A 16,323-nucleotide genomic window follows, 5' to 3' on the forward strand; every position below is an offset into this window, starting at 1 on the left:
TTAGCACCCATCTTAAAAACCGTCTAGATGGTTTGTTTTTGTGGCAGCCGCATTTCTGCGGGCTTTCTCACATAAAATCAGCAGGCTGCTACTCTCTCGGCCCGGACGGCGCCGGGGAGCCATCGGCATTTTCGGACAGCTCGTCCCAAGAGGCCTCGTCGAGCAGGCGCTCGAACAAGCGGTCGCGCTCCTCCTCGCTGAGCGGGCACATGCCCAGCAGGGCGCTCAACGCCAAGCCGCGCGCCGCCGCCCAGCGCAGCAGCGCCAAATCCGGATCTTTCGCCTCCGCCTTGATCGCCTCCAAAGATTCCGCATCATTCTCGCGCGTGATGGCGAGGAGGCTCGGATCCTGCCCGAGGGCGCCGAAAATGGCGAAAGCCACGGAACGCGGCTCGATCAGCGTTTGGCGCAGCGTCGCAATTTGCGCGGCGAGGCGGGGCGCGGCCTGCCCGGCGCCGTGCTCGGCCATATAGGCGCGCGAAAAATCCGCGAAATATTCGATCTGGTGCTCGAGCAGAGCCTTGAGCACGGCCTCCTTGGTGCGGAACTGATGCATCAGCCCGCCCTTGCTGACGCCGCTCTCACGGGCGATCGCGTCCAGCGTCAAGCGCCCCGGCCCGTCGCGCGCGATGATCGCCAGCGCGGCCTGGATGACCGCCCTGCGGGTTCGTTGCGACCTCGACGCATTATCCATGGCCCCTCGCGTGATCTGCGCCCGCGCCACAGAGTCGGCGCTCTCTCACATATAGCGCGCTACGCGATCCGATTGGACCGCAGAGCGCCAATATTGGAGCGGTTCCATTCGACCGAAAAGCGAAACATCACGGAAAACACTTACCGAAGGCCGCGAGCAGCCGTGGGTCGCCGCGCAGCCTGATCTCGAGTGTGACCAGCGCCCATAGCAGGCTCCGCTCCTTGCGCAGAAAGCGCAGCCAGCTCTGCGCATCGGCGCGGATCACGAGATCCGCCTTTCCGATCAGCCCCTCCCCGACCTCGAGCCGGCCATTGTCGATGCGCACGGTGAGGTCCTTGCGCTCCGCGCCGCTGAAGGCGAAGTGATAGACCGCCGAGAGGCCGGCCGCGCGCTTCTTCTGAAACCGCAGCGACAGGCCCCGCGCGAAGCTCGCTATGGAGGCGGCGCGCATGCCATTGGCGACGCGCTTCACCCTCTTGTGCGGAAAGCGGCGCTTCACATAATCCTCGGCGTCCGATAGCGGCGTCACATAGATTGTCTCCTTCTTCTTCTTCAGCGGATCGACGATGCTCTGCAGAAAACCGCTTCGATCGCCGCGATAAGCGCCGATCACATCCTCGCCCGCCGGACAGACCGCGAGACAATAGGCGGCCTTGTAATTCGGCCCATAGGCGAGGCTCTGCCACATGGAGACGCTCTCCGCATCCTCGACCTTCTCGCGATAGCCGGCGGCGCTTTTCGCATCGGCGATCGTCTCCACCCAATCCATGAAGCCGCCCATGAACTCGCGATAATTATGCGTGTAGCAGGCGGCAAAATCGAAGCCGCCGTCCGGCGCTATCGCGCCCGTCGGACAGACGGCGACGCAGAGCTTGCAGGAGAGACAGGGATTGTAATCGAGCGGGCGCGAATAGGAATCGAGCGCGACATCGACGACCACCGTCCCGAGCAGAATGAAATTGCCGAATTTCGGATGAATGACATTGCGATGCACGCCCATCTTGCCGAGCCCGGCGGCGACGGCGACGGGCTTATGCGAGACGACCCACATTTTGGCTGGCCAGCGCGCCGCCTCCATCGGAAATGCCATTGCAGGATAGGCGGCGCGCACGCCCATATCCTCGAGCATTCGCGTCAGCCGATGCGACACCGCATCGGTCTCGTCGCCGACGCGGTGAAACTCCACATTGGCCAGCGAGCGCGCCGGGCTGCGGATATTCTCGCGATTCATCCGCATCACGAAAGAGACGAGCGTTCGCGCATAGGGAAAGGCGGCGAGAATCTCCGCGCGCTCGAAAGCGATCGCCGGATCGTCGATGGAGACGAAGCCGACATCATCCGCGCCGGCGGAAAGCGCCATCTCGCGCAAGCGTCGCGCCTCGAACGGTTCTCGCGCCGGCGGCGAAGCGATCTCATGAGCCTGCATAGACATGTGCATATGCCCCTTTTTGCGCGTGAGCCGTGCGATGCGCGCGCCTCACGAAAACTGGACCGCGAGCCTTCAGGCACGCTCTCGTTCGCCAAAGATACGCGTCAATCGTCCTGAACCGCCGCGGCGAGCGCGCGCAACTCGCCGACGAGATGCGCCAATCTCTCGGCGCCGAATTTCTCTTCCGCCTTGGTTTGCGCCGCGCGCCAAAGCGGCAGCGCAATGGCGAGAATGGCGCGGCCCTGCTTGGTCAGCGTCACCTCGCGCGTGCGGCGATCCTCGCCGGCCTTCACGCGCAAGAGCCCCCGCTTTTCCATCACCGCCAGATTGCGCGCGAGCGCGCTGCGATCCAGAACGAAAACCTCCGCCAGCTTGCTGACTGTCCAACCTTCCGCCAGCGAGCAGGCGACGAGCAGCGAATATTGCGTCGGCTCGAGATCGAGCCCGGAAAGACTCTCCGCATAGAGCTTGCCGATAGCACGCGCCGCGCGTCGCACATTGGCGACCGCGCAGCTCGCGGCGCAGGCTCTGACTTCGGCCGGATCGGGCTCGTTCATAAGATAGATGCATATGCCCCTATCGTGCCGACGTCAAGCGCGAGCGTCCGCGCCATCGACGAGCGAAGGCTCAGAACGGCAATGGCGCGCGGTCCGGCTCCACCCAGGCCCGCCGGGCGGCGACGCTGAACAGAGTCTCGCGACTCCAATAGGACAAGAGCCAGTCTGGATGACCGAGCGGCGAGGCCATGAGCGATAGAAGCACCGCATGAAGCGGCGCATCCGGGGAGTGAGCGCGCAAATGTTCGGCGGCGGCCCGCATCGAAGCCAGCGTGATGGTGTGATGATAGCCGCTCGCATCCGTATTGGCCGTGTTCGTCGCCTCATTGTAGCGCGTTATGATTTCGCGGATTTCCAGGGGCGTCGCGAGGTCGGGCCGGTTCCGCAAAAGCCATAGCGCCGTCGCGAAATGCGCCGCATGGGTCCATTCCGCCTTCGGCAAGCTTCGATCGATCACTTTCGAAGCGAGCCGTTCGATCGCATCGTCCTCGGATAAAGCCATCGCATCTGGTCCTCTATGAGGAGCCGCCCGTCCATCGTCACGAGCGTCGCGACGAAATCACGTCACCACCGTCAGCTTGCGCGCGGCGCGCGTCACGCCCGTATAGAGCCAGCGCGCGCGATGCTCACGAAAGGCGAAGGACTCGTCGAACAGCGCGACATCGTCCCATTGCGAGCCCTGCGACTTGTGCACGGTGAGGCAATAGCCGAAGTCGAACTCATCCGAATCCTTGCGCTGCGCGTAAGGAATCTCGGCGTCGCCGCCTTCGAAGAATTGCGGCAGCACGCCGACGCGCTGGAATTTCCCCGCCGTCTCCTCCGGCTCGACCAGCAGCCGCACCTTGCCGCGCCGCACCGCGCCGGCGCTCTTCACCTTGAACAGCGCGCCATTGAGCAGGCCCTTCTTGCGATTATTGCGCAGGCAGACCAGCTTCTCGCCCGATTGCGGCAGCGAGCCCGTGAAGCCGCGCAATTGCCGCAGGCGATTATTATAGGCGCGGCGCGTGCGATTGAGGCCGACGAGCACCTGATCGGCATTGGTGATGAGCGCGGGATCGAGCGCGTCGCGCCGCACCACCTGCGTCTCGCCATAGACGCCGTAATCGAGCCGCCCGCCCTCGCGAATGATCATGGAGAGGCGCACGATCGGATTATCCGCCGCCTGGCGATGCACTTCCGTCAGCATCACATCCGGCTCGGCCTCGGTGAAATAGCCGCCCCCCTTCACCGGTGGCAATTGCGCCGGATCGCCCAGCACCAGCACTTTCTTGCCGAAGGAGAGAAGATCGCGGCCGAGCTCCTCATCGACCATGGAGCATTCGTCGATGATGATGAGCTTGGCTTTCGCCGCGTCGCTGTCCTCGTTCAGCTCGAAAGCCGGCTCCTCCGTCTCCGTATCGGTGGCGCGATAGATGAGGCTGTGAATGGTGCGCGCATCCTTGCAGCCCTTGGAGCGCATCACCAGCGCCGCCTTGCCGGTAAAAGCGCCGAAGGCGACATCGCCATCGACGCTCTCGGCGATATATTGCGCCAGCGTCGATTTGCCCGTGCCGGCATAGCCGAACAGACGAAACAGCTGCGCCTTTCCGTCCTTCAGCCATGCGGCGACGGCCGAGAGCGCGCGCTCTTGTTCGTTGGTCCAGACGGGCATGGGAAATTTTTCGACTCGATCGATTGTATCGCGGCCAGGATGGCGGAAGCGGCAGAGTGCGGCAAGTGTCAAAACAATTCACCGCGCCGAATGGACGCCCGCACCGCCCTTGACAAGCTGGTCCCGGGAAAATCAAATAGTTCAGGTTCAACAAAAATAGATTGAGAGCGGCCATGCGAAGTCTGTGGTGCGGAATAGCTATGCTTTTTGTGACTCCTCTACACGCCGACCCTGTCGATTTCGACGCGTTCTTCAACGAAGCAGCGAGCTGCCGTCAATCACAAGCTTTCACGACTCTCCATAAAAATATCGGAGATCGCTACGGCAATGACGCAGACTCCAAGAATACGAAAGTAAACCAGTCGGTTAGCGTAAAAATTCCTCCCGAGATAAGAGCCGGAATTGGCAAAGCGCGATCCGTCAACAAGGGAGAATATACGCAGGTCGTGGTGCCGCTGGACGGATTTTGGCGAGGACTCAAGTTGCAAGAGCTGGAGTTCGCAGTGGGAAATGAAAACGGCGTACAGCAATGGCGGATTCGATTCTCGGAACCGCGTTCCGCGGTGCTCCGCGTTTTCGGAACCGAAGTTTCGGCGGCAAACCGCGCTCTAAAGGCGGACCCGGATCGCGCTCCCTTTGGTCATTCCGCCAAAATTCCGAAGGGATCCAGCGGCGAAATCGTCTGTGACTTTTCGACCTGATCAATAACGGAGACGAACGAGAGATCGCCTATCTGGGCGTTCCCTTCACCAACTTCGCTATTTGTTCAGCTTCCCCTTCACGACCTTCGTCCCCGCCTTGCCCGCCATCGACCGCGGCGCGGGACGCGACAGCGGCCGCGCTTCGCCGCCGCCGAAATTATGCGGACCCATATCGGCGTCGGTCGGCTTGTGCGCGCGTGTGCCGGAGATCGCAGGCGCCTCCCCTCCCCTTCCGCGCGGACGCATCAGCGGATTGGCCTCGGCGAGAAGCTCGGCGCGTTGCAGGCGGGAAATCTCGTCGCGCAGCCTTGCCGCCTCCTCGAAGGCGAGATCGGCGGCGGCCGCCTTCATGCGCTTCTCGAGATCGGCGAGCGTCGCCTGCATATTGTGGCCCGGCGCCAGCTCGGAGAGGCCAGCGTCCACCGTCACATGATCCTGCTCGGCGAGCGAGCCGAGAATATCGGCGATGTCGCGCTTTATGCTCGCTGGCGTGATGCCATGCTCGGCATTATAGGCCTGCTGCTTGGCGCGGCGGCGGTCGGTCTCGTCCATGGCGCGCTGCATGGAGCCGGTGATGTGATCCGCATAGAGGATCACGCGTCCGTCGACATTGCGCGCAGCGCGGCCGATCGTCTGCACCAGCGAGGTCTCGGAGCGCAGGAAACCTTCCTTATCGGCGTCGAGAATAGCGACGAAGCCGCACTCTGGAATGTCCAATCCCTCGCGCAGAAGATTAATGCCGACCAGCACGTCGAAGGCGCCGAGCCTGAGATCGCGAATGATCTCGATACGCTCGATCGTGTCTATGTCCGAATGCATGTAGCGCACGCGCACGCCATTCTCATGCAGATATTCGGTCAAGTCCTCCGCCATGCGCTTGGTCAGCACGGTGACGAGCGAGCGATAGCCCGCGTCACTCACCGCCTTCACCTCGCCGAGAAGATCATCGACCTGCGAGCGCGCCGGACGTATCTCCACCGGCGGATCGATAAGGCCGGTCGGACGAATGACCTGCTCGACGAAGACGCCGCCCGTGCGCTCCATCTCCCAATTGCCCGGCGTCGCCGAGACGGCGACCGATTGCGGGCGCATCGCGTCCCATTCCTCGAAGCGCAGCGGACGATTGTCCATGCAGGACGGCAGGCGAAAGCCATATTCGGCGAGCGTCGCCTTGCGGCGAAAGTCGCCCTTATACATGGCGCCGATCTGCGGAATGCTCACATGGCTCTCGTCGGCGAAGACGATGGAATTGTCCGGCAGATATTCGAACAGAGTCGGCGGCGGCTCACCGGGCCTACGCCCGGTGAGATAGCGCGAATAATTCTCGATGCCGGCGCAAGAGCCGGTCGCCTCCATCATCTCGAGATCATAGCGCGTACGCTGCTCCAATCGCTGCGCCTCGACGAGACGTCCGGCGTTGTTCAGCTCGCCGAGCCGCCCGCGCAATTCGTCCTTGATCGCTTTGATCGATTGCAGCAGCGTCGGACGCGGCGTCACATAATGCGAATTGGCGTAGACCTTCACGAATTCCAGGTCCTGCGTCTTCTTGCCGGTGAGCGGATCGAACTCGCAGATCGACTCGACCTCATCGCCGAAGAAGGAGACGCGCCAGCCGCGGTCTTCATAATGGGCCGGGAAAATATCGACCGTATCGCCGCGCACGCGAAATGTGCCGCGCGTGAAATCGGAGCCGATACGGCGATATTGCAGAGCGACGAGATCAGTGACCAGCTGACGCTGCTCCAGCTTCTCGCCAATGCTGACGCCGAATGTCATCGCCGTATAGGTCTCGACCGAGCCTATGCCGTAGATGCAGGAGACAGAGGCGACGATGATGACGTCGTCGCGCTCGAGCAGCGCGCGCGTGGCGGCGTGGCGCATGCGGTCGATCTGCTCATTCACCGAGGATTCTTTCTCGATGTATGTGTCGGTGCGCGGCACATAGGCCTCGGGCTGATAATAATCGTAGTAGGACACGAAATATTCGACGGCGTTGTTGGGGAAGAAGCTTTTGAACTCGCCATAGAGCTGGGCCGCGAGCGTCTTATTGGGCGCCAGCACCAGCGCCGGCCGCTGCGTGCGCGCGATCACCTGCGCCATTGTGAATGTCTTGCCGGAGCCGGTGACGCCGAGCAGCACCTGATCGCGTTCATTCGCCTCTATGCCGGCGACCAGCTCCTCGATCGCCTGCGGCTGGTCGCCGCGCGGCTGATAATCGGAAACGAGATCGAATTTGACGCCGCCTTCGCTCTTTTGCGGCCGCTCCGGCCGATGCGGCGTCCAGGGCTTTTTCTCGCGCAGATTGGGATCGCCGAGCTTCAGCAGCTGCTCGAGACTCTCCATCGTCGCCGACACGCCGCCCGCGCCGCCGAGATCGAGCCGTTCGGCCAGCTCCCCATCGACCGAGCCGGCGTCATAGGCCGCCTGCGGCGCCTCCTCGAAGCCGGCCTGCCGCTCGGCGAGGCCGGGATTGAGCAGCGCCTGCAAATGCGGCGCGATCGGCGACACCTCGGGCTTGGCGGCCTTGGCGCGCGTCGGGCGAGCAGGGTTTTTCGGCTTTTTCGGAGCAGAGGCCATGGCCGCGAATATGGCCCCGGAATCACGAGGATGGAAGCGCGAAGAAACGCCCCGCGCCACCGCCGGCGCTACAGGCCGCCCAAAAGCTTGGCGAGCAGCCGGTCGAGAGTCTTCTGCTCGTCTTCCGTCAGCGCGGACAAGATCGTAGCTTCGGCCTTCACATGGCGGGGCAAGACCTCGTCGATCAGCGACCTCCCCTGCTCGGTCAGCCCCACCAACGCGGCGCGCCGATCCGTCGGATGCTTGACGCGCGCCACATGGCCGGCTTTTTCCAGCCGATCGATACGCGCCGTCATGCCGCCAGAGGAGATCATCGTCGCCTCATAGAGCGCCGTGGGCGTCAGCGCATAGGGCGGGCCGGCGCGGCGGAGCGTCGCCATTACGTCGAAATCCCCATTCTGCAAGCCGAAAGCGGCGAAGACGGGAGCGAGCCGGTCGCGAGAGATCCGCGACGCCAGCTCGAGCAGCCGACCCAGCGCCTCCATCGGAAAAGTGTCCAAATCGGGCCTTTCGCGGCTCCATTGCCGAGCGGCCAGCGCAGCGCGGTCCTGGTTCATTTTGTGAGTCCGTCCATATATCTTGACATAAAGATACTTATCATCGAGATATTATCCCCCGAATGAATTTGCCGCAAGCGCGCCTCGCCTCCCTTGAAATTGCGAGTGAACACATGACCGTCCCAGCCGATATCGCCGCCGCCGCCGCTTCCGAAACCCGCGCCCGAAACGAGGGGCATGGCTTCACCCTGATCGCGATCCTGTGCCTCGCGCTCAATCTCCGGCCGGTTATGGCCGGACTCGGGCCGATTCTCGACATTATCGAAAATTCCGCGGGGCTGTCTTCGGCGCAAGCCGGACTGCTCACGACCTTGCCGGTGTTTCTCATGGGCGTCGGCGCATTTGCAGGACGGCGTCTGACGCGGCTTCTCGGCGCGAAGACCGGCGTCGCGATCGGAATCGCGATCATTTCCCTCGCCTGCGCGAGCCGATCGGAATGGGCCGACGCCGCCGGAATGCTGATGACGGCGGCGGCGGCTGGCCTCGGCGTCGCCATCGTGCAAGCGCTTCTGCCCGGTTTCGTCAAAGGGCGCTTCGGAGCCGGCGCCGGCCGCGTCATGGCGCTCTACACGACCGGCATAATGGCCGGCGCGGCTTTGTCCGCCGCCACCGCCGCCGGGCTGGAGCGCGACTTCGGCCTGCCCGCCGCGCTGGCCGTCTGGGCGATCCCGGCTTTCGTCGCCGCGCTCGTCTGGCTGCTGCTCCCATTCCCCAGGAGAGGCGCCGGCGGCGGCGTGAGCCGAGCGACCGAGCCCCTGTGGCGTCACGGCCGCACCTGGACGCTGATGCTGTTTTTCGGCGTCGGCACCGGCGCCTTCACGCTGGTCCTCGCCTGGTTGCCGCCCTATTACACGAGCCTCGGCCAGAGCCGCGCCTATAGCGGCTATCTGCTCGCCGGCGTTACCCTCGCGGAAGTGGCCGCGAGCCTCGCTGTCTCCGCTTTCATTGCGCGCTTTCCCGATCGCCGCGGGCCGCTTTTCGTTGTGCTGACGAGCATAACGGCAGGCTTGATCGTCGTGGCCGTGGCGCCTCTGTCGCTCGCATGGCCGGCGGCGATTCTGCTAGGACTCGGCCTCGGCGCATTGTTTCCACTGTCCTTGATCGTCACGCTCGATCATGTCGACGATCCGTCCCGCGCCGGCGAGCTCGCAGCCTTCGTGCAGGGAGGCGGATATATCATCGCCAGCCTGACGCCTTTCGCCGCCGGCGCGATCCGAGACCGTTTCGCCGATCTCACCGGGGCTTGGGAAGCAATGGCGGTCGGCGTTTTTCTGACGATCGCCATCGCTATGCGCTTTTCTCCGCAAAGCCGCCTGAGCGATGATCGCGGCGCGACGCCCCGCTAGAGTGTTTTCGAGCGATGTGGGAACCGGTTCGCGTGAAGAAAATACGACCGAACAAGGAGATCCAGAGTCATTCCGGTTCAATCTGAACCGGAATGACTCTAGCGCTCACGCGGGCAATTCCACCGTCTCGCGTCGCTCGGCCTCGCCGCGCGGCGAGCCTTCCTCATCCGCCTGACGCTGGCGGCGCCACATGGCGGCATAGGCGCCGTTCTTCTCCAACAATTGCAGATGCGCGCCGCGCTCCACGATGCGGCCGTGATCGAGGAACAGAATTTCATCCGCATCCACCACGGTGGAGAGACGATGCGCGATCACGAGCGTCGTGCGGCCGCGCGAGACGCGCGCCAGCGCCTCTTGAATCTCATGCTCGGTGAAGCTGTCGAGCGCCGATGTCGCCTCGTCGAGAATGAGCAGCGGCGGGCCTTTCAAAATCGTGCGCGCTATGGCGACGCGCTGCTTCTCGCCGCCCGAGAGCTTCAGCCCGCGCTCGCCGACCTGGGCGTCATAGCCATCGGGAAGCGAGCGGATGAAGCTGTCGATCTGCGCGAGACGCGCCGCTTCGCGCACCTCCTCCATGCTCGCGTCCCAACGGCCATAGCGTATGTTGTAGGCGATGCTGTCGTTGAACAGCACCGTATCCTGCGGCACCATGCCGATCGCCTCGCGCAGCGAGCGCTGCGTGACCGCGGAAATATCCTGCCCATCTATGGTGATGCGGCCCGCCTGCGGCTCATAGAAGCGGAACATGAGCCGTGAGATCGTCGATTTTCCGGCGCCCGAGGGGCCGACGATGGCGATGGTCGCGCCGGGCTCCGCGGTGAAGCTCACGCCCTGCAGAATCGGCCGCTTGCTGTCATAGGCGAAGACCACATCGTCGAAGACGATGCGCCCTTCCCGCACATCGAGGTCCGCCGCGCCGGGACGATCGGCGATCTCCGGCTGCTGCGAGAGAATGGCGAACATTTTCTCGATATCGACGATCGCCTGCCGTGTTTCGCGATAGAGCGTGCCCATGAAATTCAGCGGCTGATAGAGCTGGATCATCATGGCGTTCACCAGCACGAAATCGCCGACGCTGTTGCGCCCGCTGCGCACGCCCTGCACGCACAGAATCATCATCACCGCGAGGCCGATCGTGTAGATCACCGCCTGGCCGGCGTTCAGCAGAGCGAGCGAGATGTACGAGCGTATGCTGGCGTTCTCGTAGATCGCCATGGATTTGTCATAGCGCTCGGCCTCGCGCCGCTCGGCGACGAAATATTTCACCGTCTCATAGTTCAGCAGGCTGTCGATCGCCTTCACATTGGCGTCGACGTCGCTCTCGTTCATCGAGCGGCGAATGGCGATGCGCCGATTGGTGGCGACGAGCGTGTAGAGCAGAAAAGCCACGATCGTCGCCATGGCGACCAGCGCATAATCCCAATCGAATTGCACAGTGAGCACGCCGACGACGAGCGCGAACTCGACGATGGTCGGGACCGCCGTCGACATGACGAGCCGGGTGAGCGTCTCTATGCCGTCGCGGCCGCGCTCCAGCACGCGCGTCAAGCCGCCGGTCTTGCGGCCGATGTGAAAACGCAGCGACAATTGATGCATATGCACGAAGACATGATTGGCGAGCCGCCGCACCGCATGCATGGCGACGGCCGCGAAAAGCGCGTCGCGCGCCTGCGTCAGCAGCGCATAGAGCGCGCGCAGCACGCCATAGAGAATGGTGAAGCCGACGGCGCCGCCGAGAATGCTCGGAACGGCGGCGTCCGCAGCGAGGCCATCCGCCGCCCATTTGAAGGCGAAAGGAACGGCCATATTCACCAATTTTCCGACGAGCAGCAGAGCGAGCGCGATCAGCACGCGTCGCTCGAGGTCGCGGCGGCCTTTCGGCCATATATAGGGCCACAGGTTGCGAATGGTCGCGACGATGGAATCGCGCCGAAGCGGCTGTTCCTGCGCCTCGACCGTCCCATGTAATGAAACTTGCGCCGAAACCTGTTCTTCTTCGCTATCGACCTGTCGCATCACCCTCTTCCGATCCTTCGCACGGAGGCGCCGCTATGACATCTGGCTTTCATATAAGGGGTTTGAAGAGCGAACGCACGAGCGCCACGCTCACGCCGGCGACATCCACCGGCCTTGACGCGGCCACACCGGCGGGCCATCAAGCAAAAATGAACGACATTCGAAAAATCGAACGTGTCTGCGTCTATTGCGGCTCCTCCACCGGCGATGATCCCGTCTACGCCCATGCCGCGGAAACGCTGGGCGCGGCGCTGGCGCACGAAGGCATGGAGCTCGTCTTCGGCGGCGGCTCCTGCGGCCTGATGGGCGCCGTCGCGAGAGCCACGCTGGCGCAGGGCGGCAAGGTCACTGGAATTATTCCGAGCTTTCTCGACGAGCGCGAAATCGCGCTCTCCTCCGTCACCGAGCTGGAAGTCGTGCCGGACATGCATACGCGCAAGCGTCTGATGTTCGAGAAGTCCGACGCTTTCGTGGCGCTGCCGGGCGGCATAGGCACGCTCGAGGAGCTGACCGAGCAATTGACCTGGATTCAGCTCGGCCGCCACAGCAAGCCGCTCGTCATCGCCGACATAGGCGGCTTCTGGAAGCCGCTGCTCTCGCTCTTCGCGCATATGCATAACGCCGGCTTCATCCGCCCTGGCTATGAGGTGCGCTATATGGTCGCCGAGCGCATAGAGGATGTGATCCCCATGCTGCGCGCGACGCGCGTCGCCAAGAGCGAAGGCGAAGAAACGGCGATAGAAAAGCATTTTTGATCGTAGCGCGCTCCCTTCTTCCACAAAGTGGGAGAAGGAAGAGCTGCTAGACCGCGCCAGACCTCACCAGCTTATAGACGATCGCGTCGACCAGCGCCTCGAAAGAAGCGTCGACGACATTGGGCGAGACGCCGACGGTGGACCATATCTCCCCCTTGGCGTCCGCGCATTCGACCAGCACGCGCGTCACCGCATCCGTGCCGCCCTGGAACACGCGCACGCGATAATCGACGAGCTTCACATCCTCGATGAAGGATTGATATTTGCCGAGATCCTTGCGCAGCGCGACATCGAGCGCATTGATCGGGCCATTGCCCTCGGCGGCGGAAATGGTCGAGCGCCCGTCGATGCGCAGCTTGACGATCGCCTCCGCGCCCGCCTCTTCCGCGCCGAGATTGGCGCCGAAGCGGCGATCCACGGCGACGCTGTAGCGCTCAATGTCGAAATAATGCGGAACATCGCCGAGCACGCGCTTGGCGAGCAGATAAAAAGAGGCGTCGGCGCCTTCATAGGCGTAGCCTTGCGCCTCCTTCTCCTTCACCTCGTCGAGCAGGCGCGTCAGGCGCGGATCGTCTTTCGACAAAGCGATCCCCAATCGCCCCAGCTCGGCGACGATATTGGACTTGCCCGCTTGATCCGACACCAGCACGCGGCGCTGATTGCCGACGCTCTCCGGCGGCACATGCTCGTAAGTGCGCGGATCGGTGAGCACGGCGGAAGCGTGAATGCCGGCCTTGGTGGCGAAGGCGCTTGCGCCGACGTAAGGCGCGTGACGATTGGGCGCGCGATTGAGCAATTCGTCGAGCGCATGGCTGGTGCGCGTCAAATGCGTCAGGCTCTCGCGCGTCACACCGATCTCGAAACGATCCGAGAATTCGCTTTTCAGCAGAAGATTGCCGATGATCGTCGTCAGATTGGCGTTGCCGCAGCGTTCGCCGAGCCCGTTGAGCGCGCCTTGGATCTGCCGCGCGCCGCCGCGCACTGCGGCGAGCGAGACTGCGACCGCCTGCCCCGTATCATCATGCGCGTGAATGCCGAGCTTGGCGCCCGGAATGACGCGCGCGACTTCGGCCACGATGCGCTCCACCTCATTGGGCTGCGAGCCGCCATTGGTGTCGCAGAGCACGATCCAGCGCGCGCCGGCCTCATGCGCGGCATTGGCGCAGGCCAGCGCATAATCGCGATTGTCCTTATAGCCGTCGAAGAAATGCTCGCAATCGACGAGAACTTCCTTGCCGCGCGCGACGGCGGCGGCGACGGATTGGCGAATGCCGTCGAGATTATCCTCGAGCGTGGAGCGCAGCGCGACGCGCACCTGATAATCCCAGGCCTTGGCGACAAAGGTCACGCAATCGCAATCGGCGTCCAGCAGGGCGGCGACGCCGGGATCATTGGAGGCGGAGCGGCCCTGTCGGCGCGTCATGCCGAAGGCGGCGAAATGCGCTCTCAAGGGCGGGCGCTTCGCGAAGAATTCCGTATCGAGCGGATTGGCGCCGGGATAGCCGCCCTCGATGTAATCGAGGCCGAGCTCGTCGAGCATTGCGGCGATCTGGCGCTTGTCGGCGAGCGAGAAATCGACGCCGGTCGTCTGCGCGCCATCGCGCAGCGTGGTGTCGAAGAGCGTCAGCCTCTCCCGTGTCATTGCGTTGCAGCCTTGCTCTCGAGTGTCTTCTTCATCGTGGTGTTGCCGAGCCATTCGCCGCGCAGCTCGCGCATGTTGCGTTGATGGGCGACATAGCCGCGCGCGGCGAAGAAATCGCGCGCTGCGTCGGAAGCGTCGACGCTGATCTCGCGCGTTCCACGCGCGGCCGCGAGCTTTTCCATCGCGTCGGCGAGCGCCGAGGCGACGCCGCGCCGAGCCGCGCGCGGATGCACATAGAGCATGTCGAAGAGCTTATTGTCGCGCAGCGCGGCGAAGCCAGCGATCTCGCCGTCGAGCGAGGCGACGAGTGTGAGCGCGCCGGCGAGCTTCTTGGCGAAAGCCTCTTCGTCATCGGCCGCGGCGGCCCAGGCGGAGAGCTGATCCTCGCCATAATCTTCGGCCGCCAGCGTCTCGACGCTCGCGCGAAACAATTGCGCGAGGCGCGGCGCATCGGTCGGCAAAAAGGGACGAAGCCCGGGAGCGGAAGCGGCGCGCGCCATGGCTAGATCAGCTCGAAGGCCGCGAGCACATGCCATGCGGCGATGGCTGCGAGCGCGAGAATGATGAGCTTGAACACGAGATAAGACGCCCAATGCCCCGGAAAGGGCAGAAATCTGCGCCAGTCGTTCTTAAGCATGGGCGTGGTCTCCTCTCACGAAAGACGGAATCTTCGTGCGCGTCTCCTTCTCCCACTCGGGGGAGAAGGTGGCCCTCGCGTCAGCGAGGGTCGGATGAGGGTCCGCGAACATAGCCAACGATTCCAGCCGCCGCAGCGAGCCCTCATCCGACCCGGCCAAAAGCCCGTCGCTTGCGACGGGCGTCCTCTCGGACGCCCTATGGCCGGGCCACCTTCTCCCCCAAAGCGGGAGAAGGAGTCGCGCGTCTTGATTATTGGATAATGCTCGAGCGCAGTGAAGCTTCATCGCTTCACCTCCCATGTCGTGGTGCCGTCCTTATTGTCCTTCAGCGCGACGCCCATCGCCGCGAGCTCGTCGCGAATGCGGTCGGACTCGGCCCAGTTTTTTGCCGCGCGGGCGGCGAGGCGACTCGAGATCAATGAGGAAACCTGCTCCGCATCGACCGCCTGTTTCGTCTCGCCTTCGACCCATTGCCGATAGGCGCAAATGTCTATGCCGAAGAGCTTCAACGCTCCGTCGAGCGCCGCGGCGTCCAGCTCATGCAGCGATGCGAGCGCGAGTGGCGTATTCAGATCATCGGCGAGCGCATTCAAAACCTCGCCCGCTGCCGCAGGCGCAGCGGAAACCGCGCCGATCTGCGCGCTCCATTTGCGCAGGCTCGCCTCCGCCTCCTCGAGCGCCTTCACGGTAAAATCGATCGGCTGGCGATAATGCGTGCGCAGCATGGCGAGGCGCAGCACCTCGCCGGGCCATTTCCGCCCGCCGAAATTCTCCGTGTGCAGCAGTTCGTTTATCGTCACGAAATTCCCCAGGCTCTTGGACATTTTCTCGCCCTCGACCTGCAGGAATCCATTGTGCATCCAGTAATTCGCCATCGCCTCGTGACCGAAGGCGCAGCGCGTCTGGGCGATCTCGTTCTCGTGATGCGGGAAGACGAGATCGATGCCGCCGCCGTGAATGTCGAACACCTCGCCCAAATGCTTCCACGACATGGCCGAGCATTCGAGATGCCAGCCGGGCCGGCCGCGCCCCCAGGGCGAGTCCCAGCCGGGCTCGCTCTCCTTTGACGGCTTCCACAGCACGAAATCCATGTCGCCGCGCTTATAGGGCGCGACATCGACGCGGGCGCCGGCGATCATCTCGTCGAGCGGACGACGCGACAAGCGGCCATATTCGGCCATGGACGGCACATCGAACAGCACATGACCATCCGCCGCATAGGCGTGGCCGGCGGCGATCATCTTCTCGATGAGCGCGATCATCTCGGCGATATGCTCTGTGGCGCGCGGCTGCACGCTCGGCTCGAGGCAGCCGAGCGCCTTCACATCCTCCTGGAAGATTTTATTGGTGCCCTCAGTCAGTTCGCGGATCGTGATTCCACGCTCGGCGGCGCGCGCGTTGATCTTGTCATCGACGTCGGTGATGTTGCGGACGTAAGTGACATGATCGGCGCCATAGAGATGGCGCAGCAGGCGAAACAGCACGTCGAAAACGATGATCGGCCGCGCATTGCCGATATGGGCGTAGTCATAGACCGTGGGGCCGCAGACATACATGCGCACATTCGCCGGATCGAGAGGACGGAACTCCTCCTTGGCGCGCGACAGCGTATTGTAGAGCTTCAGAACGGGAGCTTCGGACGACATGAATTTCCCTCGGCCTGCCGGCCCGGGGCGTCATTGCGTGTCATGAAGAGAGACGTGACGGCTCCGGCCAGCTTTTGCGCTAGCTGATAATGATCCGACAAAGGATGCAGGAGT

Annotated in this window: 15 protein-coding genes; 3 read left to right on the forward strand and 12 right to left on the reverse strand. The window is 63.4% G+C overall.

What is annotated here, in order from left to right; all coding sequences use genetic code 11:
- Positions 1–88 precede the first annotated feature (88 nt).
- The 5 genes from METLW3_RS0113165 to METLW3_RS0113185 all read right to left on the reverse strand — a co-directional run bounded on the left by METLW3_RS0113165 (position 89) and on the right by METLW3_RS0113185 (position 4,331).
- The gene (locus METLW3_RS0113165) at positions 89–694 is read right to left on the reverse strand and encodes a TetR/AcrR family transcriptional regulator (protein WP_024880362.1); all 606 of its coding nucleotides are present in this window, start codon (positions 692–694) and stop codon (positions 89–91) included.
- A gap of 127 nt (positions 695–821) precedes the next feature.
- Positions 822–2,126 (reverse strand): SCP2 sterol-binding domain-containing protein, encoded by a 1,305-nt coding sequence (locus tag METLW3_RS0113170; protein ID WP_024880363.1) that lies wholly within the window; start codon positions 2,124–2,126, stop codon positions 822–824.
- Positions 2,127–2,227: 101 nt separating this feature from the next.
- Entirely contained in the window at positions 2,228–2,680 is a 453-nt protein-coding gene (locus METLW3_RS0113175; RefSeq protein WP_024880364.1) for a MarR family winged helix-turn-helix transcriptional regulator, read from the reverse strand.
- A gap of 70 nt (positions 2,681–2,750) precedes the next feature.
- Positions 2,751–3,182: a hypothetical protein gene (locus tag METLW3_RS0113180; protein WP_024880365.1), complete on the reverse strand. Its 432-nt coding sequence runs from the start codon at positions 3,180–3,182 to the stop codon at positions 2,751–2,753.
- A gap of 57 nt (positions 3,183–3,239) precedes the next feature.
- Positions 3,240–4,331, reverse strand: a complete 1,092-nt coding sequence (locus tag METLW3_RS0113185; protein WP_024880366.1) for an AAA family ATPase — start codon at positions 4,329–4,331, stop codon at positions 3,240–3,242.
- 200 nt (positions 4,332–4,531) lie between these two features.
- Here METLW3_RS0113185 and METLW3_RS28235 point away from each other — a divergent pair, with 200 nt between their 5' ends.
- Positions 4,532–5,032 (forward strand): hypothetical protein, encoded by a 501-nt coding sequence (locus METLW3_RS28235; protein ID WP_157516563.1) that lies wholly within the window; start codon positions 4,532–4,534, stop codon positions 5,030–5,032.
- Between the two features lie 57 nt (positions 5,033–5,089).
- Here the strand turns inward: METLW3_RS28235 and uvrB are convergent, their stop codons facing one another.
- Both uvrB and METLW3_RS0113200 read right to left on the reverse strand, forming a co-directional pair.
- Positions 5,090–7,609, reverse strand: coding sequence for an excinuclease ABC subunit UvrB (uvrB, locus tag METLW3_RS0113195; protein WP_024880368.1), 2,520 nt, complete (start codon positions 7,607–7,609; stop codon positions 5,090–5,092).
- A gap of 68 nt (positions 7,610–7,677) precedes the next feature.
- The gene (locus METLW3_RS0113200) at positions 7,678–8,166 is read right to left on the reverse strand and encodes a MarR family transcriptional regulator (RefSeq protein WP_024880369.1); all 489 of its coding nucleotides are present in this window, start codon (positions 8,164–8,166) and stop codon (positions 7,678–7,680) included.
- Positions 8,167–8,279: 113 nt separating this feature from the next.
- On the opposite strand from METLW3_RS0113200, the gene METLW3_RS0113205 reads away from it, so the two are divergent.
- Entirely contained in the window at positions 8,280–9,512 is a 1,233-nt protein-coding gene (locus METLW3_RS0113205) for an MFS transporter (protein WP_198022770.1), read from the forward strand.
- A gap of 105 nt (positions 9,513–9,617) precedes the next feature.
- Here the strand turns inward: METLW3_RS0113205 and METLW3_RS0113210 are convergent, their stop codons facing one another.
- On the reverse strand, positions 9,618–11,528 hold the full coding sequence (locus METLW3_RS0113210; RefSeq protein ID WP_024880371.1) for an ABC transporter ATP-binding protein/permease: 1,911 nt from the start codon (positions 11,526–11,528) through the stop codon (positions 9,618–9,620).
- Between the two features lie 149 nt (positions 11,529–11,677).
- On the opposite strand from METLW3_RS0113210, the gene METLW3_RS0113215 reads away from it, so the two are divergent.
- Positions 11,678–12,283, forward strand: a complete 606-nt coding sequence (locus METLW3_RS0113215) for a TIGR00730 family Rossman fold protein (protein ID WP_036291640.1) — start codon at positions 11,678–11,680, stop codon at positions 12,281–12,283.
- A 46-nt stretch (positions 12,284–12,329) separates the two neighbouring features.
- Here METLW3_RS0113215 and cimA read toward each other — a convergent pair whose 3' ends face one another.
- From cimA to cysS, 4 genes are all read right to left on the reverse strand, one after another.
- Positions 12,330–13,925 carry a citramalate synthase gene (cimA, locus tag METLW3_RS0113220; protein ID WP_024880373.1) on the reverse strand — a complete coding sequence of 532 codons (1,596 nt, stop codon included), beginning with the start codon at positions 13,923–13,925 and terminating at the stop codon, positions 12,330–12,332.
- A complete protein-coding gene (locus tag METLW3_RS0113225) occupies positions 13,922–14,425 on the reverse strand; it encodes a GNAT family N-acetyltransferase (RefSeq protein ID WP_024880374.1) in 504 nt (167 codons plus the stop codon). Before METLW3_RS0113225 ends, cimA begins: the two co-directional genes overlap by 4 nt.
- Before the next feature lie 2 nt (positions 14,426–14,427).
- The gene (locus METLW3_RS29285) at positions 14,428–14,562 is read right to left on the reverse strand and encodes a hypothetical protein (protein WP_256380986.1); all 135 of its coding nucleotides are present in this window, start codon (positions 14,560–14,562) and stop codon (positions 14,428–14,430) included.
- A 282-nt stretch (positions 14,563–14,844) separates the two neighbouring features.
- Positions 14,845–16,209 (reverse strand): cysteine--tRNA ligase, encoded by a 1,365-nt coding sequence (gene cysS / locus METLW3_RS0113240; RefSeq protein WP_024880375.1) that lies wholly within the window; start codon positions 16,207–16,209, stop codon positions 14,845–14,847.
- Positions 16,210–16,323 lie beyond the last annotated feature (114 nt).

It is taken from the genome of Methylosinus sp. LW3 (genome assembly GCF_000527115.1).
In the GTDB taxonomy this organism is placed as follows: Bacteria; Pseudomonadota; Alphaproteobacteria; order Rhizobiales; family Beijerinckiaceae; genus Methylosinus.